The sequence below is a fragment of the Paractinoplanes atraurantiacus genome (assembly GCF_900215205.1).
In the GTDB taxonomy this organism is placed as follows: Bacteria; Actinomycetota; Actinomycetes; order Mycobacteriales; family Micromonosporaceae; genus Actinoplanes; species Actinoplanes atraurantiacus.
The window spans coordinates 86,871-111,343 of record NZ_OBDY01000023.1; the positions used below are offsets into that span (position 1 = coordinate 86,871).

Annotated in this window: 25 protein-coding genes and 1 tRNA gene; 23 read left to right on the plus strand and 3 right to left on the minus strand. The window is 69.5% G+C overall.

Annotated features, from left to right (window positions below):
* Positions 1-28: 28 nt before the first annotated feature.
* From CRP55_RS36755 to CRP55_RS36775, 5 genes are all read left to right on the plus strand, one after another.
* Positions 29-916, plus strand: a complete 888-nt coding sequence (locus CRP55_RS36755) for an NAD-dependent epimerase/dehydratase family protein (RefSeq protein ID WP_245923605.1) — start codon at positions 29-31, stop codon at positions 914-916.
* Between the two features lie 29 nt (positions 917-945).
* Entirely contained in the window at positions 946-2,379 is a 1,434-nt protein-coding gene (locus CRP55_RS55850) for an aminotransferase class I/II-fold pyridoxal phosphate-dependent enzyme (protein ID WP_097326600.1), read from the plus strand.
* Between the two features lie 34 nt (positions 2,380-2,413).
* Positions 2,414-3,586: an MFS transporter gene (locus CRP55_RS36765; RefSeq protein ID WP_245923606.1), complete on the plus strand. Its 1,173-nt coding sequence runs from the start codon at positions 2,414-2,416 to the stop codon at positions 3,584-3,586.
* A 72-nt stretch (positions 3,587-3,658) separates the two neighbouring features.
* Positions 3,659-4,135, plus strand: a complete 477-nt coding sequence (locus CRP55_RS36770; RefSeq protein WP_097326601.1) for a DUF2975 domain-containing protein — start codon at positions 3,659-3,661, stop codon at positions 4,133-4,135.
* Positions 4,135-4,362, plus strand: a complete 228-nt coding sequence (locus tag CRP55_RS36775; RefSeq protein WP_097326602.1) for a helix-turn-helix domain-containing protein — start codon at positions 4,135-4,137, stop codon at positions 4,360-4,362. The genes CRP55_RS36770 and CRP55_RS36775 overlap by 1 nt, the downstream gene beginning before the upstream one ends.
* Here the strand turns inward: CRP55_RS36775 and CRP55_RS36780 are convergent.
* The gene (locus CRP55_RS36780) at positions 4,343-6,046 is read right to left on the minus strand and encodes an ABC transporter ATP-binding protein (RefSeq protein ID WP_097326603.1); all 1,704 of its coding nucleotides are present in this window, start codon (positions 6,044-6,046) and stop codon (positions 4,343-4,345) included. The two genes, CRP55_RS36775 and CRP55_RS36780, sit on opposite strands and share 20 nt — an antisense overlap.
* 61 nt (positions 6,047-6,107) lie before the next feature.
* Here CRP55_RS36780 and CRP55_RS36785 point away from each other — a divergent pair, with 61 nt between their 5' ends.
* Positions 6,108-6,659, plus strand: a complete 552-nt coding sequence (locus tag CRP55_RS36785; protein WP_438865839.1) for a TetR/AcrR family transcriptional regulator — start codon at positions 6,108-6,110, stop codon at positions 6,657-6,659.
* On the opposite strand, the gene CRP55_RS36790 is transcribed toward CRP55_RS36785, so the two are convergent.
* A tRNA-Arg gene (locus CRP55_RS36790) sits at positions 6,641-6,713 on the minus strand. The genes CRP55_RS36785 and CRP55_RS36790 overlap by 19 nt on opposite strands.
* A 114-nt stretch (positions 6,714-6,827) precedes the next feature.
* Here CRP55_RS36790 and CRP55_RS36795 point away from each other — a divergent pair.
* Entirely contained in the window at positions 6,828-7,460 is a 633-nt protein-coding gene (locus tag CRP55_RS36795) for a TMEM175 family protein (protein ID WP_097326605.1), read from the plus strand.
* Here the strand turns inward: CRP55_RS36795 and CRP55_RS36800 are convergent.
* The gene (locus tag CRP55_RS36800; protein WP_097326606.1) at positions 7,448-7,666 is read right to left on the minus strand and encodes a hypothetical protein; all 219 of its coding nucleotides are present in this window, start codon (positions 7,664-7,666) and stop codon (positions 7,448-7,450) included. The two genes, CRP55_RS36795 and CRP55_RS36800, sit on opposite strands and share 13 nt — an antisense overlap.
* 41 nt (positions 7,667-7,707) lie before the next feature.
* Between CRP55_RS36800 and CRP55_RS36805 the strand changes: the two genes are divergently transcribed.
* The 16 genes from CRP55_RS36805 to CRP55_RS36880 all read left to right on the plus strand — a co-directional run bounded on the left by CRP55_RS36805 (position 7,708) and on the right by CRP55_RS36880 (position 24,426).
* Positions 7,708-8,343: a TetR/AcrR family transcriptional regulator gene (locus CRP55_RS36805; RefSeq protein ID WP_245923607.1), complete on the plus strand. Its 636-nt coding sequence runs from the start codon at positions 7,708-7,710 to the stop codon at positions 8,341-8,343.
* 36 nt (positions 8,344-8,379) lie between these two features.
* Positions 8,380-8,925, plus strand: a complete 546-nt coding sequence (locus CRP55_RS36810; RefSeq protein ID WP_245923608.1) for a SigE family RNA polymerase sigma factor — start codon at positions 8,380-8,382, stop codon at positions 8,923-8,925.
* The gene (locus CRP55_RS36815; RefSeq protein ID WP_097326608.1) at positions 8,922-9,662 is read left to right on the plus strand and encodes a hypothetical protein; all 741 of its coding nucleotides are present in this window, start codon (positions 8,922-8,924) and stop codon (positions 9,660-9,662) included. Before CRP55_RS36810 ends, CRP55_RS36815 begins: the two co-directional genes overlap by 4 nt.
* Before the next feature lie 170 nt (positions 9,663-9,832).
* The gene (locus CRP55_RS52430; protein ID WP_143235182.1) at positions 9,833-10,183 is read left to right on the plus strand and encodes a YegP family protein; all 351 of its coding nucleotides are present in this window, start codon (positions 9,833-9,835) and stop codon (positions 10,181-10,183) included.
* Positions 10,184-10,331: 148 nt separating this feature from the next.
* A complete protein-coding gene (gene pstC / locus CRP55_RS36825; protein ID WP_097326610.1) occupies positions 10,332-11,339 on the plus strand; it encodes a phosphate ABC transporter permease subunit PstC in 1,008 nt (335 codons plus the stop codon).
* Positions 11,339-12,538, plus strand: a complete 1,200-nt coding sequence (gene pstA, locus CRP55_RS36830; protein ID WP_245923609.1) for a phosphate ABC transporter permease PstA — start codon at positions 11,339-11,341, stop codon at positions 12,536-12,538. Before pstC ends, pstA begins: the two co-directional genes overlap by 1 nt.
* Positions 12,535-14,214 (plus strand): phosphate ABC transporter substrate-binding protein PstS, encoded by a 1,680-nt coding sequence (pstS, locus tag CRP55_RS36835; RefSeq protein WP_097326612.1) that lies wholly within the window; start codon positions 12,535-12,537, stop codon positions 14,212-14,214. The genes pstA and pstS overlap by 4 nt, the downstream gene beginning before the upstream one ends.
* Positions 14,211-16,628, plus strand: coding sequence for a hypothetical protein (locus tag CRP55_RS36840; RefSeq protein WP_097326613.1), 2,418 nt, complete (start codon positions 14,211-14,213; stop codon positions 16,626-16,628). Before pstS ends, CRP55_RS36840 begins: the two co-directional genes overlap by 4 nt.
* A gap of 115 nt (positions 16,629-16,743) precedes the next feature.
* Positions 16,744-17,721, plus strand: a complete 978-nt coding sequence (locus CRP55_RS36845; protein WP_218854797.1) for a hypothetical protein — start codon at positions 16,744-16,746, stop codon at positions 17,719-17,721.
* Between the two features lie 14 nt (positions 17,722-17,735).
* Entirely contained in the window at positions 17,736-19,286 is a 1,551-nt protein-coding gene (locus CRP55_RS36850; protein ID WP_097326614.1) for an Ig-like domain-containing protein, read from the plus strand.
* A gap of 177 nt (positions 19,287-19,463) precedes the next feature.
* Positions 19,464-20,441: a WxL protein peptidoglycan domain-containing protein gene (locus tag CRP55_RS36855; protein WP_097326615.1), complete on the plus strand. Its 978-nt coding sequence runs from the start codon at positions 19,464-19,466 to the stop codon at positions 20,439-20,441.
* Positions 20,410-21,036 (plus strand): hypothetical protein, encoded by a 627-nt coding sequence (locus CRP55_RS36860; protein ID WP_097326616.1) that lies wholly within the window; start codon positions 20,410-20,412, stop codon positions 21,034-21,036. Before CRP55_RS36855 ends, CRP55_RS36860 begins: the two co-directional genes overlap by 32 nt.
* A gap of 14 nt (positions 21,037-21,050) precedes the next feature.
* Positions 21,051-21,854 carry a hypothetical protein gene (locus CRP55_RS55855; RefSeq protein ID WP_097326617.1) on the plus strand — a complete coding sequence of 268 codons (804 nt, stop codon included), beginning with the start codon at positions 21,051-21,053 and terminating at the stop codon, positions 21,852-21,854.
* Between the two features lie 311 nt (positions 21,855-22,165).
* A complete protein-coding gene (locus tag CRP55_RS36870; protein ID WP_245923610.1) occupies positions 22,166-22,960 on the plus strand; it encodes a sortase in 795 nt (264 codons plus the stop codon).
* 8 nt (positions 22,961-22,968) lie between these two features.
* Positions 22,969-23,781 carry a phosphate ABC transporter ATP-binding protein gene (locus tag CRP55_RS36875; protein WP_097326619.1) on the plus strand — a complete coding sequence of 271 codons (813 nt, stop codon included), beginning with the start codon at positions 22,969-22,971 and terminating at the stop codon, positions 23,779-23,781.
* Between the two features lie 18 nt (positions 23,782-23,799).
* The gene (locus CRP55_RS36880; RefSeq protein ID WP_245923611.1) at positions 23,800-24,426 is read left to right on the plus strand and encodes a uridine kinase family protein; all 627 of its coding nucleotides are present in this window, start codon (positions 23,800-23,802) and stop codon (positions 24,424-24,426) included.
* Positions 24,427-24,473 lie beyond the last annotated feature (47 nt).

Consider the following 24,473-nt stretch of genomic DNA (forward strand, 5'->3'; position numbering starts at 1 on the left):
CGGCCGGGAACGTCGTACGGAGGAAGTTTTGAGTCAAACACTGCTGGTCACCGGTGGTGCCGGATTTGTCGGTTCCGCTCTGATCAAGTCACTGCTGACCGACTTCCCGGCGGCGGCGATCGTGTCGCTCGACAACTACTTCACCGGCGTGCCGGAAAACCACGTCAACGACCCGCGGCTGACCTACCTCGACGGCTCGACCGTCGACGTCGCGAAGATCTGGGCCGACCGCGGCCTGCCCAGCCCCGAGATCGTCTTCCACCTGGGCGAGTACTCGCGCATCGTGCAGTCGTTCGACGACCACGACCTGACCTGGGAGTTCAACCTCCACGGGACCAAGGAGGTCGTGAAGTTCGCGTCGGCCAACGGGTCCAAGCTGATCTACGCGGGCTCGAGCTCGAAGTTCGGCAACGACGGCCAGGACGAAAACCTGAACCCGTACGCCTGGACCAAGGCGAAGAACATCGAGTACATCAAGAACTACGCCGACTGGTTCGGCCTCGACTTCGCCATCACCTACTTCTACAACGTGTACGGCCCGGGCCAGATCACCAGCGGCAAGTACGCGACCGTGATCGGCATCTTCGAGGACCGCTACCTGCGCGGCGAGCCGCTGCCGGTGGTGTCGCCGGGCACGCAGACCCGCGACTTCACCCACATCGACGACATCGTCCGCGGCATCGTGCTGGTCGCCCACAAGGGCAGCGGCGACGGCTACCTGCTCGGCGCCGGCCACGAGCGGCCCATCCTCGAGGTCGCGAAGATGTTCGGTGTCCCGTACGAGCTGGTTCCGGCCCTGCGCGGCGAGCGCGTCCGCGGCCAGGCCGACAGCACCAAGGCGGCCGAGCTGGGCTGGCGCGCCGAGCGTCACCTGGACGAGTACATCGCCGCCTTCGTGGCCGCACACCCCGTTTAACAGCTGATCATCCGGGAACGCGCCGCCGCATGGATCAGCGGCGCACCCCGGTGCTGGACGCCATCGAGCAGTTCCGGCACAACGACCAGTACTCCTTCGCCCTGCCCGGCCACCGTCTCGGCCTGGGCATCGACGACCGCACCGCCTCGGTGCTGTCGCGCGGCGCCTTCGAGGCCGACGTCATCTTCGCCAAGAGCGCCGTCGCCGAGTCCGAGGAGCTGCTGGCCGACGCGGTCGGCGCCCACCAGGCCGTCTTCACCACCTGCGGCTCCAGCATCTCGATCCACACCGCGATGCTGACCGTCACCGGCCCCGGCCGAAAGGTGCTGGTCGACCGGAACGTGCACAAGTCGGTGGTGGCCTCGCTGATCCTGGCCGGCGCCGAGCCGGTCTGGCTGCGCCCCCGGTGGGACGCCGAGAACCAGATCGCCCACCCGGCGACCGCGAGCGACGTCGCCGCCGCGCTGAAGCGGGAGCCGGACATCTCGGCCGTCCTGATGATCACGCCGACCGAGTACGGCACCGGCGCCGACGTACGCGGCATCGCCCGGGCCTGCCACAAGCACGGCGTCCCGCTGCTGGTCGACGAGGCGTGGGGCGCGCACTTCCCGTTCCACGACGACCTGCCGACGGCGGCCATCCAGGCCGGGGCCGACATCGTCGTGCAGAGCCTGCACAAGGCCGACGGCGGCCTCTGCCAGGCCTCGGTGATCCTGATGTGCGGCGACCTGGTCGACCCGGTCGACCTGCGGTTGCGGCTCGACCTGATCACCACCACGAGCCCGTCGGCCCTGCTCTACGGCTCGATCGACGGCTTCCGCCGCCGGATGGTGACCGAGGGCCGGCAGCTGCTGGACGAGGCGCTGCGCCGCACCAACCACCTGCGGGCCCGGCTCGGCAAGCTGTCCGCCCTCGCGGTCATGGACGAGTCGATCATCGGGCACGACGCCGTCGCCGAGTGGGACCCGATGAAGCTCTCGGTCGACGTCTCCGGCCTCGGCCTGAGCGGCTATCAGGTGATGGACTGGATGTCGGAGCGCAAGCGCCTGAGCCTGCAACTGGGCGACGCCCGCCGGGTGGTCTGCTCGCTGACCTACTCCGACACCGAGGTCGCGATGGACAGGCTGGCCGCGGCCTTCGAGGACCTGGTGGCTGAGCCGCCGGCGCCGGACCGCCCGTCGCCCGACGTGCCGCCGCTGGGCGAACTCGACCTCGACCAGGCCATGAACCCGCGCGAGGCGTACTTCGCCGAGACCGAACAGGTCGCCGACCCGGCCGGCCGCGTCTCGGCCGAGATGATCAGCCCGTACCCGCCGGGCGTCCCGGCGATCCTGCCGGGCGAGCGCTTCAACGAGGCGGTCGTGAAGTATCTGCGCGCGGGCCGGGCGGCGGGCATGGTAATCCCCGACGCCTCCGATCCGGAATTGGCAACCTTTCGGGTCGTGCGTAACGGTCCTCACTGAGGCGACAGGGGCGCCCTCGGGTAGATCAACTCTTGTGCGACGTTCCCTCGTTTTCGTTCTGGCCGTGGCCTGCGGTCTCACCGTGGCCAACCTCTACTACTCGCAACCCCTGCTCGACCTGATCGCCGACTCGTTCCACGTGAGTCAGGGCGCGGCCACCGTCGTGGTGACGCTGACCCAGGTCGGATACGCGGCCGGGCTGCTCTTCCTGCTGCCCCTCGGCGACCTCGTCGAGAACCGGAAGCTGACCACCCGCATGCTCGGCGGAACGGCCGTCGCCCTGCTGTTGGCGGCGGTCTCCCCGGCGTACTCAATCTTCCTGGTCGTCTCGGTCCTGGTCGGCGTGACCTCGGTGGTGGCGCAGATCCTGGTGCCGCTGGCGGCCCATCTGGCGCCGGCCGAGCAGCGGGGCGCGCTGGTCGGCAAGGTGATGAGCGGGCTGCTGCTCGGCATCCTGCTGGCCCGCACGGTCTCCAGCCTGGTGGCCGAGGTGTGGGGCTGGCGGGCGATCTACTTCATCTCGGCCGTCCTGATGGTGGTGCTGGCCGTGGTGCTGCGGCGGATGCTGCCGGTGCGCCCGGCCGACCACACCGCCGGCTACGGCTCGCTGCTGCGCTCGGTCGGCACGCTGGTCCGCGAGGAGCCGGCGCTGCGCCGTCGTGCGCTGAGCCAGGCCACCCTGTTCGGCGCGTTCACGGCGTTCTGGACGGCGATCGGTTACGAGCTGATCGACGAGCACGGCTTCAGCCAGGGTGCGATCGCGGTCTTCGCGCTGATCGGCGCGGGTGGCGCGCTGGCCGCACCGGTGGCCGGGAAGTTCGCCGACCGCGGGCACGGCAAGGTGGCCAGCGGGGGCGCCCTGCTGCTGGCGGCGCTGATGCTGATCCTGGCCGCGGTCGGCCACGGCAGTGTGATCGTGCTGGCCGTGGCCGGGATCCTTCTCGACTTCGCGGTGCAGGCGCATCAGGTGATGAGCCAGCACGAGATCTACGCGCTGCGCGAGAACGCCCGGGCCCGGATCAACACCGTCTTCATGACGACGGTCTTCTCGGGTGGCGCGCTCGCCTCGGCCCTGACCGGCGTGCTGCACGACCGCTACGGCTGGACCGGCGCCTGCGTCCTCGGCGCGGTCCTGGCCCTCATCGGCCTCGGGGTGTGGGCGACAGGACTCCGAGCGACCCGCGCGGCCGCCCCGGCCCACGTCTGACCCCGCCGGTCTGCACACGATCTTCACAACGTATCTATTGAAATTCGATAGCTAACGAGCGATAGTCGATGCATGTTCGAGAAACGGGTCGTCGCGCCCCTCCGTGTCTTCCTCGCGCTTCTCTTCGCGGTCCTGATCTTCTTCCAGACCGTGTCGCTCCCGGGCCAGTTCGCCCACATGGCCCGGGAGGCTCCCGAAGGCGCCTATCTGAGATGGCCGGCCACGATCGTCACCATCTTCTGGGTGCTCTGCGTGCAGGCCGTGATCGTGGCGACGTGGAAGCTGCTCACCCTGGTCCAGAAGGACCGGATCTTCACGCCGGCGTCGATGGTCTGGGTCGACGTGATCCTCTGGGCCTTCGGCGCCGGCTGGGTGACGCTGACCGGCGTCTTCCTCTACGTCGGCTTCAACGCCGAGGATCCCGGCCTGCCGCTGCTGCTCTTCCTGGCCACGACCGGCGTCACCGTCCTCACCCTTCTCATCACCGTGCTGCGCGCGCTGCTGCGGCAGGCCACTACGCTGCGGACCGACATGGAAGCGGTCATCTGATGCCCATAGTGGTGCGTATCGACGTCGAACTGGCCAAACGCAAGATGAGCGTGGGCGAGTTCGCCGAGAAGGTCGGGCTGACCCCGGCGAACATCGCCGTGCTCAAGAACGGCCGGGCCAAGGCGGTCCGCTTCAGCACCTTGGAGGCGATGTGCCAGGTCCTCGGCTGCCAGCCCGGCGATCTGCTCGAATTCATACCGGAGCCCCTCATACCGGAGTCGGAGTAGCGATCCGCAGCGCCTCGATCAGTCCCCGGTAGAGGTCGTCCGAGGCGAGCAGCGACTCGTGCGTCCCCTCGGCCCGGACCCGCCCGTCCTGCAGCACGATGATCCGGTCGGCGTCGATCACTGTCGACAGCCGGTGCGCGATGGTCACGACGGCGGATTCCGAGGCCTTTTCCCGTACGCATCGGTGCAGCGCCGCCTCGGTGAGGGCGTCGACCTGGGCCGTGGCCTCGTCCAGCAGCAGCACCGAGGGGGAGCGCAACAGTGCCCGGGCCAGCGCGATCCGCTGCCGCTCACCTCCGCTAAGCTCGGCCCCCGAAATCGGGCTGTCCAGCCCCTCTGCCATCCCGGCCACTTTGTCGCGCAGGATCACCCGATCCAGCACGTCCCACAGGTCGGCCTCGCCGGCCTCCGGTTGGCTGAGCAGAAGGTTCTCCCGGATGGTGCCCGGCACCACGGGCGCCTCCTGCTCGACGTACGCCAAATGGTCCCTGATCTCCTCATGGGTGAGGTCTTCATACGACCGCCCGTGCAGCAGAATGTCGCCCTCCTGCGGGTCGAGGAAGCGAAGGATCAGCGAGAACAGCGACGTTTTGCCTGCGCCGGAGGGCCCGACGATGGCAGTGTGCCCCCTTCTCGAAATGTCCAGATTTATCGACTTGAGTGCCTCGGTCTCGCCGTAGCGCAGCGTGACGTCGCGCATCGCCAGCACCGGCGCTTCCGGCTGGCTTCGTGTCGCGCGGGGAGTCGAGGTCTCCTCGTTCATCGCGTAGACCTCGCTGATGCGCCGCGCGGCCGCGATGCCCGACTGCAGGGCGGTGACGTTCTGGGTCAGCTCGCCGATCGGCCCCATCAACTGGAAGGCGTACAGCAGGAACGCGATCAGGCTGCTGACCTCGAGCAATCCCGCGTCGGCCCGCCACGCGCCGACGCCCAGCACGGCGATCACCGAGAAGGAGATGCCGCTCCAGGCCACCGTCCAGACCCACGCCGCCCGTTTCGCGGCCCGCACATTGTGCGCCGCCGCCCTGCGGGCGTCGTCTTCGATCTTCGCTTCCTGTCGCGTCTCGGCCCGGCTCGCTTTCACCGTACGCATGGCCCGCAGCGTTCCCTCGAGCTCGCCTCCCAGCTCGCCCACCGCGTCCTGCGCCGCCTTCTGCGCGCGGCTGATCGTCGGCAGCAGCACCGCCATGACCACACCGATCACCAGCACCGCCCCGAGCGTGCAGGCCAGCAGCACCAGGTCGAGCGTGCCCATCAGCACCAGCGTGGCGATGAAGGCCAGACCCGCGTTGATCAGGCCGACGATGCTGGACGAGGCCGCGTGCAGCAGGCCCGGGTCGGCGGTGACCCGGGTGACCAGCTCGCCGGCCGGGCGCCCGGTCAGCTCGGCCAGCCGCGCCCGGAAGTAGCGCTGGATGACCGACACCCGCGCGTCGAGCACGACCTGCTCGGCCAGGGTGCCCATCAGGATCCACTGCCAGAGCCCGATCACCGCGCCCACGACGACCAGCCCGAGCAGCAGCGTGATCGGCCCGGCCAGCGCGCCGCCGTCACCGAGCGTGTCGATGATCCGCTTGGTGGCGAGCGGGGCGGCGAGGTTGGCCGCGTTGGCGATCAGTCCGAGGACCAGCCCGAGGGCGAGCACCGGCCAGTGCGGCCGGAGGAGGCGCAGGAGAATCTGCATGTTCTGTAGTGGAACACAGGTGTTCCATCGCGGGCAATGCCAATTCCCGTAAGGTATGCGCGTGACCTCCGGCATCAGGAACCGCACCCGGCAGGCGATCGTCGACGCGGCGATCACCCTGCTCGCCGGCAACCCGGCCTGCTCGCTGGGCGAGATCGCCGCCGCGGCCGAGGTCGGGCGCACCACCCTGCACCGCTATTTCGCCGAGCGGGCCGACCTGATGGCGGCCGTCGCCGTCGAGGGCGGCGAGCGCCTGACCCGCGCCGCCCGCCTGGCCGAGCTCGACAAGGGCACCGGCGCCGAGGCGCTGCTGCGGCTCTGCCGCGAATATTTCGACCTGGGCTCCCTGCTGTCCCTGGTCTTCAGCGAGCCCGAGGGCGCCTGCCTGGACGAGGGGGAGCAGACCGACCTGGAAGCGGTGATCCGGCGCGGCCACGCCGACGGTTCCATCGACCCGGTCCTGCCGCCCGACTGGGTGATCAGCCTGCTGTGGTCCCAGCTTTACGCCGCATGGTCATACCTGGGCGAACGCCCTGGGGCCTCACGCCATCACGTCCTGGATCTGCTGACCAGGACGGTGGCGAACGCTGTGCGTGGGCCCGGCGCGATTTGAACGCGCGACCTACCGCTTAGGAGGCGGTTGCTCTATCCACTGAGCTACGAGCCCGTCTGAGGCAGGGTACCAGCGAGGGTTGTTCGGGGCCTACCTGGACCGACGGGTTGCCGCAGCTCACCGCCTGGTCTCCACCGCTCCGAACAATTCTCGTTGCATACTGCAGCGATGTCTGACGCCGTCGAGGCGGAGTCGAGCCCCGAGCGCCTGGTGCTCTTCACCGACGCGGTCGCGGCCATCGCGATCACCCTGCTCATCCTGCCCCTGCTCGAAACCGTCACGGCCGCCGGCGAGGAAGACCTCCCGCTGCCCGAACTGCTGCGCGCCGACCGCGCCGAGTTCGCCGGTTTCCTCCTGAGCTTCGCCGTCATCTTCCGCTTCTGGTGGGCCCATCACCGCGTCTTCCGCCACGTCACCCGGCTCCGCCCGCCGATCGTGCTGCTGAGCGCCCTCTGGACCCTGGCCATCGTCCTGCTGCCGGTCCTGACGTCGGTCATCACCACCTATCCGCCGTCCCCTACGACCGTCGCCCTCTACGTCGGCACTTTGGTGCTTTCGAGCGGATCGCTGACGGCGCTGACGGCGTACGTCATGAAGCACCCCGAAGTCAGCGCCGGCCGCAACCCCGCCACTCGCGAAGCGCTCCTCGGTAACGCCACCGTCTTCGTCGCCCTGCTGCTGGCCGCCATCATCGGGTCCGTCTTCGCCGACGCCATCAACTACTGGGCCATCCTGCTCATGCTCCTCGGCGGCCCGGTCGAGCGCCTGATCAAGTCGCGGTGGCGGGCTCAGTCCAGATAGACCCGCACGTCGTAGAGCAGGTGCACCGGCTCGCCGTTGGTGACGCCGACGAAGACGGGTTCACCAGCGGGCGTACGGCCGAGTCGAATCACCTCGTCGCGGGCGGCGTCCCGCGAGGGCCGGTCGACCTTTCCGGCCTGGTGGAGGGCGAGCACCTTCTTGGCGGCGCCCCGAGTGCTGGCGATCTGAACCCGTACGAGAGGCATGCCGTCAATTTAACGCTGTTAAGGCACGTTATCCTTGTTCAGTGCCGAACACCGACAGCATCTGGCTCCGCGCCGAGCCGGAGCGCCCCCGCCGCCCGGCGCCACTCACCCGCGAGCGCATCGTCGAGGCGGCGATCGCCCTCCTCGACGCCGACGGCATCGAAGGGCTGACCATGCGCCGGCTGGCCCAGAGGTTCAACGTCAGCGCCACCGCACTCTACTGGCATGTTCGCACCAAGGAGGATGTGCTCGACCTGGCGGTCGACGAGATCTTTCGCGATGTAGGCCTGCCGGAGGTGACCGCCGACTGGCGGGCCGACGTCCGAGCCCTGATCTGGGGCTGGCGCGACGCCATGCTGCACCATCCGTGGTCGGTCACCCTCATCGGCCGCCCCGCACTGGGACCGAACGTCCTCGCCCGCACCGAGTTTCTCCAGACCACCCTCATGCGTGGCGGTCTGACCGGCCACGCTCTCGCGGTGACCACCCGCCTGCTGGCCAACTACGTGATCGGCGCCGCGGCGACCACCCCCGTGGCCGATCCCGGCCAAGCGCGCCGGCACATCACCGCCGACCCGGCCGCCTATCCGACGCTCACCGCGTCGGGTCACCTGGACCCCGATCAATGGGACGACGACGACCTTTTCGCGAGCGGTCTCAATGTCCTTCTCGGATAAATGCAACCCCACCGCGGGCGGAACCGTCATCGGGGCGTGAGACGAGACAGCGGCTCGGGCAGAACCGAGCGAGACGAGCAGTTCCACGAGTTCGTGGTAGGCCGGCGCCCTCGCCTTCTCCACACGGCGACCCTGCTCACGGCGGGGGACACGCACCTTGCGGAGGATCTGGTCCAGGCGGCGCTGACCAAGCTCTACGTCGCGTGGCCGGCCTTCCAACGGGCGCACAACCCCGACGCCTACGTGCGCCGGGTGCTGGTCAACGCGCTGATCGACGAGCGGCGGCGGATCTGGCGGCGGCGGGAGCGGCCGGTGGCCGAGCTGCCCGAGGTCGCTTTCTCCGAGGCCACGGGCGACGTGGGCGAGGCCGTGCAGCAGGCGCTGCGCGCGCTGCCGCCGCGGATGCGGGCGGCGGTGGTGTTCCGCTACTTCTACGACCTCGGTGTCGCCGAGACCGCGGACGCCCTCAACTGCTCCGAAGGCAACGTCAAGAGCCAGACCGCCCGTGGGCTGGACCGTCTCCGCACTGCGCTCGACTCGGCGCAGACCACCTTTCTGAGCAGCCAAGGAGCCACCCGATGAGCGACCTGCGCCGTCATTTCGAGAAGATCGCGGGCCCCGCGCCGGAGACCGCCACCACCGCCGTCCAGGCACTCGCCGAGGCCGATCTCGTCCGCGGCCGCCGGGCGCTGCGCCGCCGCCGCACCCTCCAGTCGGTGGCCGGCTCCGCCTTCGGCGTGGCCGCCCTGGTCGCCGTGTTCGCGGTGACCACCTCCGGCGGGGCTGGTGAGCCGTCCGCGCCGATCGCCGCCGACAGGTCCACGACGGCGGCCAAGGTGCAGCTGGTGGCCTACAAGGGGGAGCAGCCCAAGGGCTTCACGGTCGACAAGGTGCCGTCGGGCTGGTTCATCCAGAACGACGACAACTACTCGCTGGTCTTCGCCCCCGAGAAGGCCAAGAACCCGGGACCGGACGTCAACCCGTCGGCCGACCCGCTGTACGACCCGAACAGCTTCGTCGACAAGATCGTCGTGATGCTGGAGTCGAAGGACCAGAGCGGCCCGAGCCGCGACGGCAAGAAGGTCAAGGTCGGCGACCAGGAGGGCCTGCTCCTCAAGAGCCTCCCCGGCATGACCCCCGACGGTAAGGAGTCGCCCGCGCCCGGCGGCGACACCGGCTCGGAGCTGTGGGTCAAGCAGCCCTCCGGCATCTACATGATCATCCAGGTCTGGCAGGGCGTCGGCCTGAGCGAGGCTCAGATCGTCGAGCTCGGCGCGGGCGTCCACGTCCACGAGGGCGCCCAGCAGGGCGTCGGCTAAAGAACTGATTCGCACCGATAAAGGCGTCGCCATGAAGGCGGCGCCTTTTGCGTGTATGTCCCTGCCTGTTCACCGATTGTGCGTCGGTCGTGTACGCGCGGTCCGCCCGCCGTGGACGATCACTGCCGACGATCAGCCCGTTTTCGAACGCATAAAAATAGGCGGATCCCGTGTCGGCAGCGCGCTTTCGTGTTCTCCAGCTTCAGCCCGGCCGGGTCTATTGGCGGCTCCTGGCGATCAACAACCGGGACCTCGGCCGGGCCGCAACTGCCTTCCCTGATGTACGAAGTTGCCGCGCGGCCGTCGTGTGGCTTCAGGAACACGCCGCTCAGCTGAGCGTGCTGACCGTACGCACCGGCCCGACGAGTTGGGGCTGGCGGATCGTGGCCGACGGGCCGGCCGTCGCCGTGGCCAGCCGCCAGTACCAGCGCCGCATCCAGGCCGAGCAGGCCGCGGCCATCGTCCTGGCCCTGATCCCGGGCGCCGAACCGCTCGCCGACGACGGTGTTCTGGCCATCTGAGCGGATTGGCACGACTGACCGTATTCGGTTCAGCGCATGGCGTGCAGTTCGTCCGTCGTTCACCGGAGTCCGGGTTTACGGCCAACCGGCGCCGTTTCTCTGAGCCCGCACACCTGTGCCCAAGGTGTGCGGAAGCTGGGAGTGTCCTATGACGAGCACGTTGCTCGACGCTGCCTCCGTGCGGGAGCGGCGTCGCCGGCCGGCGCCTTCGGGCGGCCCGGACCGGGTGTTCCGCATCGTGTTGCGGCTGGCCGGTGTCGCCGTGCTGGTGCTGATGTCGCTGGTCGGCGCGTTCCTGCTGAACAAGGCGATCAGCGCGTTGCAGGTGGCCGGCTGGTCGTTCCTGACCACCGAGAAGTGGGAGCCCGACGCGGGCGAGTTCGGCATCGCGGCCGTGCTCACCGGCACCCTGCTGATCGCCGGGGTGGCGATCACCATCGCGGTGCCGCTCGCGACCGGCATGGCCCTCTACGTCTCCGAGTACGCCCCGCGCCGGATCCGCCGCTTCCTGGTCGGCCTCATCGACCTGATGGCGGCGGTGCCGAGCGTGGTCTACGGCCTGTGGGGCTTCAAGTTCCTCCAGGGCCACGTGATCGGACTGGCCCGCTGGATCTCGACGTACTTCGGCTGGATCCCGATCTTCAAGGTGGACGGCTCCGACCCGCGCGACCCGCTGGCCACCGAGACGGTCTACACGTCGTCGACCTTCATTGCCGGCATGGTGGTGGCGCTGATGGTGGCCCCGGTGATCTGCTCGATCATGCGGGAGTCGTTCTCGCAGGCGCCGATCGGCGAGCGCGAGGGCGCGTACGCCCTGGGCGCCACCCGCTGGGGCATGGTCCGCTCGGTCATCCTGCCGTTCGGCCGTGGCGGCATGATCGGCGGCACGATGCTCGGCCTGGGCCGCGCGCTGGGCGAAACGATCGCGGTCTACCTGATCATCTCGCCGGTCTTCGTGATCCAGCCCCACGTCCTGCAGAACGGCGCGAACTCGGTCTCCGCGCTGATCGCCCTGCGCTACGGCGAGTCCACGGCGATGGCCCTGTCGGCCCTGATGGCCGCCGGCGTGGCCCTCTTCGTCCTGACCCTGATCGTCAACTTCGCCGCCGGCTCGATCGTCGCCCGCAGCCGCTCCGGCGCCGAAAGCGACTCATGATGGGCGCCCCCGTGCACGAGGAGCGCCGCAACACGGCGACTCTGCGCAGCGAGGACGTGCTGGCCGCGCTCGGCGCCGGCGTCGCCGCCATCTGCCTGACCGTCCTGATCTTCCACTGGATCGCGCCCTTCTCCGGACTGCTCGGCTTCATCGTCGTCGCCTTCGGCATGTTCCTGGCCCTCTACGCCGCGCTGCTCTGGCTCGACGGCAACGGCCCGGCGGTGCGCGACCGGCTCATGTCGGCGGTCGTGCACGGGCTGGCCGCCCTGCTGCTCATCGCGCTGATCTTCGTGGTGACCTTCACCGTCGGCAGCGGCCTCAAGGCGCTCGTCCACCTGAACTTCTTCACCCAGGACCTCACCCACGCCGGACCCCTTGCTCCACTGACCGAGGGCGGCGCCCTGCACGCGGTGGTCGGCACGCTCGAGCAGATCGGCATGGCCCTGGCCGTGACCGTGCCGCTCGGCCTGCTTTGCGCGCTCTTCCTGTCGGAGACGCGCGGCGGCTTCACGCGCTTCGTCCGTACGATCGTCGAGGCGATGACGGCGCTGCCGTCCATCGTGGCCGGCTTGTTCATCTATGCCACGGTGGTGCTGCTCCTGCACGCCCCGAAGTCCGGCTTCGCCGCGTCCCTGGCGATCGGCGTGATGATGCTCCCGATCATGGTCCGCGCCGCCGACGTCGTGCTGCGGCTGGTTCCGGGCCCGCTCAAGGAGGCGTCGCTCGCGCTGGGCGCCAGCCGCTGGCAGACGGTACGCCACGTAGTGCTCCCGACCGCACGCCCTGGCCTGGCCACCGCGATCATCCTGGCCACCGCCCGCGGCATCGGCGAGACCTCACCGGTGCTGTTGACCGCCGGCTACGCGACAGCCCTGAACGCCGACCCGTTCCACGACCCGCAGGCCTCGCTGCCGCTGGCCACGTTCACTCTGATCAAGTCACCGCAGGACGGCGACGTGGCCCGCGGCTACGGCACCGCGGCCGTACTGCTGGCCCTGGTCCTGCTGCTGTTCATCATCGCCCGCTTGATAGGCGGCCGGGGCCCCCTCGACCTCTCGGCCCGCCAGAGGCGAGCCCGCGACCGCGCCTCAGCCCGCGATGTTGCCCGCTTCGCCCAGCGCCGCCCGGCCGCCTACCCCAGCGCTCCACTGTCATCGGCCGTGCAACCCGGCGCGCCGGTCAGGGAAGAGGAACAATGAGAAGAATTGGACGCGTCATCATCGCGGCGGCTACGGCGCTGGCCGTGATGATGACGGGGGCGCCGCCGGCCCTAGCCGACACCTATGTGCCCGTCACCGGTGCCGGGTCGACCTGGAGTGAGAACGCCATCCGGCAGTGGGCGTCCAACGTCGAGCAGTACGGCATGCGCGTCAACTACGACGGCACCGGCTCGACCAACGGCCGCAACCAGTTCGCCAGTGGCCTGACCGACTTCGGGGTGTCCGAGATCCCGTACGGCAAGGATGACGGCGCCTCCACCGAGGCCCGGCCGAAGTTCCCGTTCGCCTACATGCCGATCGTCGCCGGCGGCACCGCCTTCATGTACAACCTGAAGGTCGGCAACAAGCTGGTCACCAACCTGCGGCTCTCCGGCGACACCCTCGCCAAGATCTTCACCAACGTGATCACGGTCTGGAACGACCCGGCGGTCAAGGCCGACAACCCGGGTCTGGCCCTGCCCGCCCGCAAGATCGTGCCGGTGGTCCGCTCCGACGGCTCCGGCACGACCGCGCAGTTCACCACCTGGATGAGCAACCAGCACCCGAACATCTGGAACGCTTACTGCGCCAAGGCCGGCCGCAAGAATCCGTGCGGCGTCACCTCGCTCTACCCGGTGATTCCGGGCACCGCCACCACCGCGCAGTCCGGCTCGCAGAGCGTCGCCGGCTACGTGGCCCAGGAGGGCAGCCAGGGCGCCATCACGTACGTCGAGTACTCGTACGCCCTCTACGCCAAGTTCCCGGTCGCCAAGATCCGCAACGCGAGCAACTACTACATCGAGCCGACCGCCCAGTCGGTCGCCGTGGCCCTGCTCGCCGCGCAGATCAACACGAACAAGAACTCGCCCGACTATCTGACCCAGGACCTGCGGCCGGTCTACAACTACAAGGACAAGCGCACCTACCCGCTGTCCAGCTACAGCTACATGCTGATCCCGGTCGACCAGGAGAACTCCCGCTTCAAGGTGGCCAAGGGCAAGACGCTCGGCGACTTCTCCTACTATTTCCTCTGCGAGGGCCAGCAACAGGCCGATCAGCTCGGCTACTCGCCGCTGCCGATCAACCTGGTGAAGGCGGGCCTCGAACAGGTGCGCCGCATCCCGGGCGTGGCCAAGCAGACGGTCGACATCCAGAAGTGCAACAACCCGACCTTCTCCAAGGACGGTACGAACACGCTGGCCAAGAACGCGCCGTTCCCCTCGGAATGCGACAAGGTCGGTGTCACCCAGTGCAACAAGGGCACCGGCGGCGCCGAGGCCGACACCCCGACCACGGGCGGCGGCAAGAAGCCCACGGGTACGGCGGGCGGTGGCACCAACGCCGGAACGCCCGGCGGCGGCACGAAGGCATCAAATCCGACGAAAAGCGCGACGGCCGGTGGTGGCACGACAGGTGGCGGCGCATCCGGTGGGAGCATGGGAACAACCGCACCCGCCGCGATCGACCCGGACACCGGTCAGGCTATCGGCGGCACGGGTGGCGGCGAGGGCACCGGCAGCATCGACAGCGCCGCCGCCATACCCGTCTCGGTCGGCACCCAGGTCGACGGAACGCTCAAGACCGTACTCATAGCCCTGGCCTGTGCCTTGCTGATCGGCCTCACCATGGGCCCGCCGCTGGCCGCCCGCCTGCTCAACCGGGGAGATCGTCGATGATCCGGCGGATCCTGGCCGCGGTGTTCGCGGTTGCCCTGATCGGTGTTGTCCCACCCAGCGTGGCCACCGCCGCGGAAGGCTCGGCCGTCACCGTCACCGGCCGGGGCGAGTTCGCCGACCTGAAGGTGACCGTCGCCCAGACCACCAACCTGATCAACCAGGTCGTCACCGTCTCGTGGACCGGCGGCAAGCCGACCGTCGACGTCGGCGTCTATCTCGACTACCTGCAGATCATGCAGTGCTGGGGCGACGACGCGACCGGACCGCGCCGCGACCAGTGCCAGTACGGCGCGCTCTACACCGACAGCCGCGGCGGCACCTGGACCGGCTCCCGGCAGGTCAGCTACGGCGACAGTCTCGTCGACAAGGCCGAGACCCTCAAACCCGAGAACGGCCAGCCCGCGTACGTCCCCTTCACCTCGGTGACCGGCGGCGTCTCCACCGGCAGCGGCGGCGGCGAGTTCTTCGACGCCACCACCACCAACGAGATCCCGTACGGCCGGACTCGGCAGAACGGCACCGGCGAGGAGTTCTTCGAGGTGCAGACCGCGACCGAGGCCCCCGGCCTGGGCTGCGGCGCCAAGCTGGCCGACGGCACCGGCCGCTCCTGCTGGCTGGTGATCGTGCCGCGCGGGCAGACCGAGGTGAACGGCACCACCGGCGACGCCCGCCCGCATCGCTGGCTCGACTCGTCCCCGCTGAGCGCCACCAACTGGGACCAGCGCATGGTCGTGCCGCTCAAGTTCCAGCCACTGGGCTCGGTCTGCCCGATCGGCACGGCCGAGCGCCGGACCGTCGGGGCCGAGGCGATGACCGAGGCGATGCTGCGCTGGCAGCCGACGCTGTGCGCCGGCGGCGACCGGGTCTACGGATATTCGCAGGTCACCGACGACCTGGCCCGCACTCGGCTGACCGGCAAGGACCCGGGCCTGGTCTTCCTCAACAGCCCGGCGGTGCAAAACCCTAAAAATCCGCAGCTGTACGCCCCGGTGGCCGTCTCCGGGCTCACCATCGCGCTCAATGTGGACTGGCAGTCCGGGTTCGACGCCACCGACGAGGACCGGCTCAACGAGGGCCGGCGCATCACCGGCCTGAAGCTGACGCCCCGGCTCGTGGCGAAGCTGCTCACCCAGTCCTATCTCTCGGGTGCGGACAACAGCCGTACCTCAATCGCCGGTAATCCCATGACCGTCAGCAGCGATCCCGAGTTCCTGAAGTACAACCCCGACTTCGCCAAGCAGCTGGCCGTGCCGATCGGCGACATGCTGGTGCCGCTCGGGCAGAGCGACCTCGCCAAGCGCTTGTGGGAGTGGGTGCTGGCCGACCCGGACGCCAAGGCGTTCCTGACCGGCGCGAAGGACCCGTGGGGGATGAAGGTCAACCCGGTCTACTCGGCGCAGAGCTGGCCGCAGGAGACGTTCCCCAAGAGCGACCTCTACTGCGTGAAGCTGCGCAGCGACGCCGGCGACGAGCGGGACTGGTGCACGCTCGACATGCACCCGTACACCAACAACATGCACGACGCGGCCCGCTACGCCAGCCGCGGCGACTCGCTGGTCCGCAACGTGACCGCCCGCGACAACGTGGGCAGCGTCATCGGCTGGAAGAAGGGCGCCCCGCAGGCTCCCGGCAAGCGGGCGCTGCTCGCGGTGACCGACGTGGCCACCGCCGACCGGTACGGCCTGCCGACCGCTCAGCTGATGAACCGGTCGGGCACGTTCGTCGCGCCGACCACCGAGGGCATGCTGGCGTCCGTCGGCACGATGAAGTACTCGACGGCCACGCCCGGCACTCTCGAGCCGGACCCGTCCCGCACCGACGCGAACGCCTATCCGCTGACCACCGTGGTGTACGGCGCCACCGCGCCGCTCGCGATCACCAAGGCCGCCGGCAAGGACTACGCGGATCTCTTGCGGTACGCGGCGGGCAACGGGCAGACGCCGGGCGTCGAGCCGGGCACTTTGCCGTACGGCTATGCGCCGCTCCCGGCCGAGCTGCGCACCCTGACGAAGGGGATCGCCGACATCGTCGAGAAGTACGCGGGGGCGACTGTGGCCCCACCGACTCCGACTCCTCCCGCCTCGACGTCCAAGCCGTCCTCGCCCGGCGGCGTCACGGTCGACGATCCGGTGCCGCCTCCGGCCGCCGCTCAGGCGCCCACGAACCCCGCGCCGGCCTCCAGCTCCCCGGGCGTGCCGTCCGGCGGGTCACGGCCGATCGCGGCGGTGCCGTCGCCGAAGCCGGCCGGTCACGGCGACCCGATGCCGGTCGCCCAGGCCAACACGACACCCGGTCATCGGCTCGGCAACGCGCGCTACGCGCTGGTGGCGGCGACCGCCGTCGGCGTGGTGGCCGCGCTGGCCGGACCGGCCCTGCTTCTGGCCGGGCGGGTCCGCTCGGGCCGCTCCGAATAGAGAACGTCCGTGGCCAGGAGAGGGAACTCCTGGCCACGGCACCCGGCAGTTGGCGCTGCCGGTAGCGGCCGGGCACCAGCCCGGACGCGCCATCGCAGAGAAAAGGATAGCCGCAGTGAACAAGAGGTTCCTGGCTGTCGTCGGCGTCGGGGTGGTGGGCGTGCTCGCCTTCTCCGCCGCGCCGGCGCAGGCCGACCCCACCGGCACGCCCACCTACCGGACCCTCGCCGGCGTCGGCTCCGACACCACCGAAGGTGTTCTGAACGGCCTGTCCGAGGTCGTCGTCGACGGTTCCGGCACCAAGCTGATCGCCTCCTACGACGCGTTCGGCTCGGCGAACATCCAGACCAAGGCCACCGGCTGCTCCATCGCCCGTCCGGCCGGCTCCGGGGCCGGTGTCACCGCCCTCGTCGCCTCGCTGGACGCGGCCAACGGTTGTGTGGACTTCGCCCGCTCATCGAGCAACAACGCGTCGTCGTACGCCGGAAAGAACTTGACCTATGTTCCGTTCGGCGTGGACGCGGTCACCTACGCCGTCCGCGGCGAGAGCCTGATCTCCCGCAAGCTTTCGAAGGCGCAGCTCACCACCATTTACAACTGCGGTGCCGGCGCCAACTACAAGCCCTTGCTTCCGCAGTACGGGTCGGGCACGCGCAGCTTCTTCCTCAAGTCGCTGGGCTTCACCGACGCCGCCAACTTCACCCAGCAGGCCAACCACACCTGCATCGGCGAGGCCGACTCGACCGGCAAGCCGCTGCAGGAGAACAACGGCACGCTGATGACGGACGCCAAGCAGATCGCGCCGTACTCGATCGCCCAGTTCCTGGCCCAGACCACCGCTGTCGTCCCGGATGTGCACGGCAAGGTCGTGCTCGGCCAGCTCGACGGCATTGCGCCGACCGTGCTGAACACCGCCTCGACGATGTCGCGCGACGTCTACAACGTCATCCCGAGCAGCAAGCTCAGCGACGCCTCGTACGCCAGCGTCTTCGTCGGCTCCGGCTCTCAGGTCTGCGCCAACGTCAACACCATCAAGAAGTACGGCTTCGCCCCGCACTCGGCGTGTGGCGACACCTCCCTCAAGACGCCGTAAGGGTGGGCTCTCTCATGAAGACGTTCTTTGCCAGCGCCGCACTGGCCTCGGTGGCGGTCCTCTCCTTCGGCACCGCCGCTCAGGCCGCCGGCCCGGCCGGCACCTGGACCGCCGACCCGGCCACCGGCACCGACCTGCTCGCGCCGAAGGTCATCACCTCGGCCGGCTGCCCGACCGACTCGGACGCCTACAACGCCATCCTGACCGGCCCCGGCGCGTTCGCCTCCGGCTACGCGATCACCCCGACCCAGGACCCCAGCTTCTCCACCACGCAGGGCTTCCCGGTGCAGCTCGGCCTCAGCTTCACCGACGCCGCCACCGAGCTCGGCACCACGATCGTGGCCGGCGAGTACGGCCTCACGGTCAACTGCGTGGACAGCTTCACCCTGGACGTGAAGGCCACCTTCACCGGCACCTTCTACTTCACCAGCCCGACCGCGTACGTGACCACCGACCCGAACGCGTCCGCCCCGTCGACGACCACCCTGGCCGTCTCGCCGTCGGGCCCGGTCGTGGCCGGCACCGCTCTTGTTTTTACCGCGACCGTCGACCCGGCTGACGCCACCGGCACTGTCCAGTTCAAGGACGGCGGCGACAACCTCGGCGCTGCCGTCGCGGTCTCGGGCGGCAAGGCATCGCTGACGACCTCGGCCCTGACCGCCGGCTCGCACGCCATCACCGCGGTGTTCTCCAGCACCAAGGCCGGCGTCTCCGGTTCGACTTCGGCCGCCTCCACTGTGGTCGTGACCGCGCCGCAGGCCGTCGCCACCACCACGGCCCTGTCGGTCAGCCCGAGCGGCTCGGTCGAGAAGTACACCGCCGTCAGCCTCGCGGCGACGGTCTCCCCGGCCGCCGCGGCCGGCAAGGTGCAGTTCACCGACGGCGGCAAGAACCTGGGCGCCCCGGTGACCGTCTCCGGCGGCACCGCCACGCTCACCACGAGCAGCCTCGACGAGGGCGACCACTCGTTCACGGCCCGCTTCGTGCCGGCCAACTCGGGCGCCTACACCGGCTCCGAGTCGGACACGGTCAACCTGAACGTCAAGCCGTTCGCCGGCGCCAACGCCTCGCAGACCATTTCCACCACTGTCGAGTCCGGCGCCCTGACCATCAGCGTGGCCAGCAACGACGCGGTGGTCCTGCCCAACCCGGCCCTCACGTCGGACGCGTCGAAGCTGACCACGGGCGGCTCGCTGAACCAGCTCACGGTGACCGACACCCGCGCCGGCAACCTCGGCTGGAACGTGGCCGGCCAGGTCACGGACTTCTCGGACGGCTCGGGCCACGCCATCAACGCGGCCAACCTGGGCTGGACCCCGAAGGTCGTCGACAAGGCCGACGTACAGACCGTGACGGCGGGCCCGAAGGTCGACCCGGCCAACGCGATTGCCCCCGGCGCTTCGGCCCCGAACGGCAACGGCCTGGCCAGCAGCCGCACCTTGGCGTCGGCGGCGGCCGGCGCCGGAGTCGGCACCGCCCACCTGAACGCCGACGTGGCCCTCCAGGCCCCGACGTCGACGGTCGCGGGCACCTACTCCGCCACCCTCACCATCACCGCCATCTAGATCCACCCGGTGCGGGGGTGGGCCGTCGCCGGCTCCCGCACCACCCATCCCACCCCCACACGACCCGCCCTCCCAGGGGGACCCCCACCTAGAGGGCCACCCTCCCGCAAATTCCCATGATCGTGCGGGCCGACTGTGGACAACTCGCCACTGTGGAAAAGCTTTGGAGGCCTACTCATGCGTCGTGCGTTAGCGGCAACGGCCCTGGTCGGCGTGCTGCTCGGCAGCGCCCCAGCGGCCGCCGCGCCCGGTGACAATTCGGGCAGCTCGGGGCGTGCCACCTTCGGCGTCCGCCCCACCGGCAAGAACGGTCCCGACGACCGCCCCACCTTCGCCTACGCGGCGACCCCGGGCGGCGTCTTCAACGACCAGGTCGAGATCTCCAACCCAGGCCCACAACCTTTGACCCTTCGTGTGTACGCGAGTGACGCCTTCACCTCGAGCAACGGCGCCTTCGACCTCCTCGCGGGCGGTAAGAAAGCCGACGACGCCGGCTCCTGGGTGAAGATGTCCAAAAGCTCGGTGAAGGTGGCCGCCCGCAGCCACGTGGTGGTCCCCTTCAGCCTGCACGTCCCCCCGACGGCGTCCCCGGGCGACCACGCCGCCGGCATCGTCGCCACGCTGGCCACGAGCGGCACCGACGCCCAGGGCAACAAGGTCTCGGTCGACAAGCGCGTAGGCGCCCGCATCTACCTGCGGGTGAGCGGTGCCTTGGAGCCACGCCTGACCGTCGAGGGGCTCACCGCCAAGTACCACCCGAACATGAACCCGTTCGGCTCCGGCCGCACCACGCTGACCTACAAGGTCCGCAACACCGGAAACGTTCGTCTGGGAGCAAAACAGCAGGTCACCGTACGGACGTTCTGGGGCACCGAACGCAAGGCGCCCGCCATGGCGCAGGCGCCGGAGATCCTCCCCGGCGATGCCGTGGACGTGGTGGCCGAGGTCAAGGGCGCGATCCCGGCGTTCTGGCTGACCGGGAACGTCCACGCCGACCCGCTGGCCCAGCCCGGCGACGAGAAGCTGCCGCTGACCGCCATCTCCCGCGACCGGGGCTTCTGGGCGATGCCGTGGATCCTACTGGCGATCGTTTTCGGCCTGGCCGCTCTGGTCGGAGCCCGTTATGGCGTACGACGGTGGCGCCGCCGTGCTTAGCCTCATGGCCGCCGCCCTCCTCGCCGCACCCACGCCCGGCGGGCTGGCCTTCGATCCGCCGGCCAGCATCGACACGGCAGCGATCAAGGTGCGCACGTCGGCCGCCTGCCCGAAAGAGGCGGATTCCTACTATGCGCAAGCACGGGGGCATGGCTTCCCGGCAGCCGGGCTGACCGTCACCGCCCCGACGGCGGCTGGCATTTCGTACACGAGCGGCTTCGACGTCTACTTCGCACAGACGATGAAGGATTTCGCGGTCGACAACCACACGACCTTGACCGGGTTGTACGACGTAAGTGTCTACTGCGTCGACTCGTTCACCGGAACGAAGTTCGCCGAATTCAAGGGCGCCCTGATCTTCACGTCCCCGACCCGGTTCCGCGCTTCCGGCGCACCTTCAGTGCCCGCTGCGCCTTCCGCGCCGGCGTCCGCCGAAGCGACTGCGGCACCCGCCAGGCCTTCAACCGACCTCGCGGCGGCTGCGCCATCGGCGAAGAGCGGAATTCCGGTCGCCTGGATCGCCGGCGCCCTAGCCGCTGTCCTGGCCGCTTTCGAGGCGGGCCGCCGTTTCGGCCGTCGCACCGCCACCCGTTAACGAAGGAGCAAGACGTGTTGCGTTACACCACCGGTGCCGCGCTCATCGTCGCCGGCGTAGCGGCCCTGGCGATGCAGGCCCCCGCCGCCGCGGCCGACAATCTCGGAACTCTCACCTTCGACCCGCCGACAGGCACCGACCTGCTGGCCCCGAAGGTTCACACCCCTGCAGGCTGCCCCGACACCACCGACGGTTACGCCGCCATCATCACCGGCCCGGGCGCCTTCGCCGACGGCTACGCCATCACCCCCACCCGGGACGTCAACTTCTCCACCACCGAAGGCTTCGACGTCCAGCTGGGCCTGAACTTCCGCGACGTGGCCACCGAGCTAGGCACGGTAGTGGCTCCCGGCGACTACCAGATCACCGTCAACTGCGTGGACATGTTCAAGCTGGAGCCGGAGGCCTCGTTCACCGGCCGAGTCACCTTCACGGCCGCCCCCACGGCCGACGACCCGGCCCTGATGACATACACGACCGGCCCGGCCGGAACCACCGGCCCCACCACGCCACCGACCACATCACCGACCGCCACCGAGTCGCCATCGCCGACCCCCACCGAGACCGAGTCGCCGTCCCCCACGGCCACCACCACCGCCCCGGAGACAACGTCCACCCCGGACGCCACGACCCCGGCCGTCATCGTCCCGGCAACCACCTCGCCGGCCGTCTCCACCTCGCCGGTCGCCGCCACCGGAGGCTTGCCGATCACCGGCCCTCCTACCGGCGCCCTCGTCACCGTCGGCGTCCTCTTCATCCTGCTGGGCGCGGTCATCGTCGCCGGCACCGGAAGCTACGGACGTAACCCCCAGTGGTAGTCACCATCGGAACCCCGACCCCCGCCACCGCACCGCCCGCCGAAGCGCCGCCCGGGCAGGTAACGGCCACCATTACTGCGCCGCCGGCCGAAGCGCCCACCGCTGAAGCGCCACCCGCGACCGCGCCGGTCGCAACGCCCGCGATCCCTGTCGCCCCACTGACGCCGGCTCCTCCGCTCGAGCCTCCGAGGTCCGCGCCGCCGGTCATGGCGCCGCCGCCCGGGCCACGTCGGCAGCCGGTCACGCCGAAACCCCGTACACACCAATCGGCTCTTCATCTGGTCGGCACTTCGCTGTCGCTGCTTGCCGTAGTGCTGCTCGGGCTGGTCGGCCAGATGACCGTGCTGGGGGAACTGTCGCACGCCCGCGCGCAGAAAGTCTCCTATGCGAACTTTCGCGCCACCCTGGCCCAGGCCACCGCGCCGGTCAGCCACGTCGCCGACGGCCAGCCCCTCGCCCCCGGCACCGCCATCGCCGTCATCACCATTCCCTCGATCGACGTGAACGAGGTCGTCTTCGAGGGCACGACCGGCGAAGTGCTCAAGAGCGGCCCCGGCCATCGCCGCGACACCGCCCTCCCCGGCCAGGCCGGCGTCAGCGTGCTCATGGGACGCCGCGCCGCGTACGGCGGCCCCTTCGCCCGGATCGGCGACCTCCAGGGCGGCGACAAGATCACCGTCACGACGGGTCAGGGCGAGAACTCGTACGAGGTGATCGGTGTCCGCCGCGCCGGCGAACTCGCCCCGCCCGCGCTGGCCGACGGCGCCGGCCGCCTGACCTTGATGACCGCCGACGGCGAGGCCTACCTGCCCCAGGACGTCCTGCGCGTCGACGCCAACCTGACCTCGCAGGTGCAGGAGACGTCGCCGCTCGCCGTCAGCACACAGCTGCTGCCCGAGCCGGAGCAGGTCATGGAGATCGACCCGATCGCCCTGGTCCCGCTCGTGCTCTGGGGGCAGCTCCTGGTCGCCGCCGCGCTCAGCGTCACTTGGCTGCGCCGGCGCCTCGGCCGGTGGCACGGGTGGCTGATCGGTGTGCCCGTTCTGGGGCTTCTGGGCGTACTCGTAGCTGGTGAATGTGCCCGTCTCCTGCCGAATCTTCTCTAGGAGCTCTCATGTCTGAGACCACCGCGATCCTGCCCGCTGTCACCGATGCGATGGCGCTCGAGGCCGAGTCGGTGTCGGCCTGGTTCGGCGACCACAAGGTGCTCGACCGGGTCTCGCTGGCCATGCCCGCCCGCATGGTGACCGCCTTGATCGGCCCGTCCGGATGCGGCAAATCGACGTTCTTGCGCATCCTGAACCGCATGCACGAGCTGGTCCCCAGCGCTTCACTGGCCGGTGAAGTACGCCTCGGCGGCGACGACATCTACGACACCGGCGTCAAGGTCGTCGACGCCCGCAAGAAGATCGGCATGGTTTTTCAGAAGCCGAACCCGTTCCCCGCGATGTCGATCTACGACAACGTCGTGGCCGGTCTCAAGCTGACCGGCACGCGCGTTCCCCGCACCGGCAAGGATGATCTGGTCGAGGAGTGCCTCACCAAGGCCGGCCTCTGGCTCGAGGTTCATGACCGGCTTCGCCGGCCTGGCGGGGCTCTTTCCGGCGGTCAGCAACAGCGTCTCTGCATTGCAAGATCGCTTGCTGTACGTCCTCAGGTGCTCCTCATGGACGAACCGTGCTCCGCCCTCGACCCGACCAGTACGCGCCGCATCGAGGAGACCATCCACGAGCTGGCCGGCGAGGTCACCATCGTGATCGTCACCCACAACATGCAGCAGGCCGCCCGCGTCTCCCAGCAGTGCGCGTTCTTCCTGGCCGAACAGGGCCAGCCCGGCCACATCGTCGAGTCCGGCCCCACCGACCGCATGTTCGGCGCCCCCGACGATCCGCGCACGGCCGACTACGTAAACGGTAGATTTGGCTGATCCGGGTAGCCTCGGGGCATGTTTCCCGGGCCGGGCGAACCGGCAGCCGACCCGTGGCTGGCCGAAAGCATGGAAACCGTCGTCGAAGCTCTTTTCGACGACGGTTTCTCGCGTGGCAACGGCCCCCGGGTCATCGCCGTCGACGGCCGTGGTGGCTCCGGTAAGACCACTTTCGCGTCGTCTTTGGCCGGCCTTATCGAGGGCGCGTCCATCGTTCACACGGATGACGTGGCCTGGTGGCACTCCCGCTTCGACTGGGCGCCCGCCATGATCGACGGAATTCTGGCTCCTTTGCGCTCCGGCAAGGATGTGCATTACACGCCGCCCGGGTGGGCCGCTCACGGACGTACAGGGGAAATCTTCGTCCCTGCCTCTGCTTCTGCGGTGATCGTCGAGGGCTGTGGCGCCTCACGCCGCGAGCTCGCTCGCTACATTGACGTGGCTGTATGGGTGCAGTCGTCGTGGGACGACGCCCGCGCCCGCGGCCTGGCGCGAGACGTCGCCGAGAAAGGCCTGCCGTTGGCCGACGCCGAGCGCGAGTGGGACGAATGGATGGAAGAGGAGGTGCCGTTCTTCCTGGCCGACCAGCCGTGGCGACGCGCCGACCTCATCGTCGCGGGCTTCGGTGACCTCCGAGTCGCATAGCCTCGACCTTATGGTCCCGCATGTAGTGCTGCCGCCATCCGGTGGTG

Bases quoted from the DNA above. Each gene is read 5' to 3' on its own strand.
- CRP55_RS55850 (WP_097326600.1), top strand. From the start codon at position 946: ATGGATCAGCGGCGCACCCCGGTGCTGGACGCCATCGAGCAGTTCCGG.
- CRP55_RS36770 (WP_097326601.1), top strand. From the start codon at position 3,659: ATGTTCGAGAAACGGGTCGTCGCGCCCCTCCGTGTCTTCCTCGCGCTT.
- CRP55_RS36775 (WP_097326602.1), top strand. From the start codon at position 4,135: ATGCCCATAGTGGTGCGTATCGACGTCGAACTGGCCAAACGCAAGATG.
- CRP55_RS36780 (WP_097326603.1), bottom strand. From the start codon at position 6,046: ATGCAGATTCTCCTGCGCCTCCTCCGGCCGCACTGGCCGGTGCTCGCC.
- CRP55_RS36795 (WP_097326605.1), top strand. From the start codon at position 6,828: ATGTCTGACGCCGTCGAGGCGGAGTCGAGCCCCGAGCGCCTGGTGCTC.
- CRP55_RS36800 (WP_097326606.1), bottom strand. From the start codon at position 7,666: ATGCCTCTCGTACGGGTTCAGATCGCCAGCACTCGGGGCGCCGCCAAG.
- CRP55_RS36815 (WP_097326608.1), top strand. From the start codon at position 8,922: ATGAGCGACCTGCGCCGTCATTTCGAGAAGATCGCGGGCCCCGCGCCG.
- pstC (WP_097326610.1), top strand. From the start codon at position 10,332: ATGACGAGCACGTTGCTCGACGCTGCCTCCGTGCGGGAGCGGCGTCGC.
- pstA (WP_245923609.1), top strand. From the start codon at position 11,339: ATGGGCGCCCCCGTGCACGAGGAGCGCCGCAACACGGCGACTCTGCGC.
- pstS (WP_097326612.1), top strand. From the start codon at position 12,535: ATGAGAAGAATTGGACGCGTCATCATCGCGGCGGCTACGGCGCTGGCC.
- CRP55_RS36840 (WP_097326613.1), top strand. From the start codon at position 14,211: ATGATCCGGCGGATCCTGGCCGCGGTGTTCGCGGTTGCCCTGATCGGT.
- CRP55_RS36850 (WP_097326614.1), top strand. From the start codon at position 17,736: ATGAAGACGTTCTTTGCCAGCGCCGCACTGGCCTCGGTGGCGGTCCTC.
- CRP55_RS36855 (WP_097326615.1), top strand. From the start codon at position 19,464: ATGCGTCGTGCGTTAGCGGCAACGGCCCTGGTCGGCGTGCTGCTCGGC.
- CRP55_RS36860 (WP_097326616.1), top strand. From the start codon at position 20,410: ATGGCGTACGACGGTGGCGCCGCCGTGCTTAGCCTCATGGCCGCCGCC.
- CRP55_RS36875 (WP_097326619.1), top strand. From the start codon at position 22,969: ATGTCTGAGACCACCGCGATCCTGCCCGCTGTCACCGATGCGATGGCG.
- CRP55_RS36880 (WP_245923611.1), top strand. From the start codon at position 23,800: ATGTTTCCCGGGCCGGGCGAACCGGCAGCCGACCCGTGGCTGGCCGAA.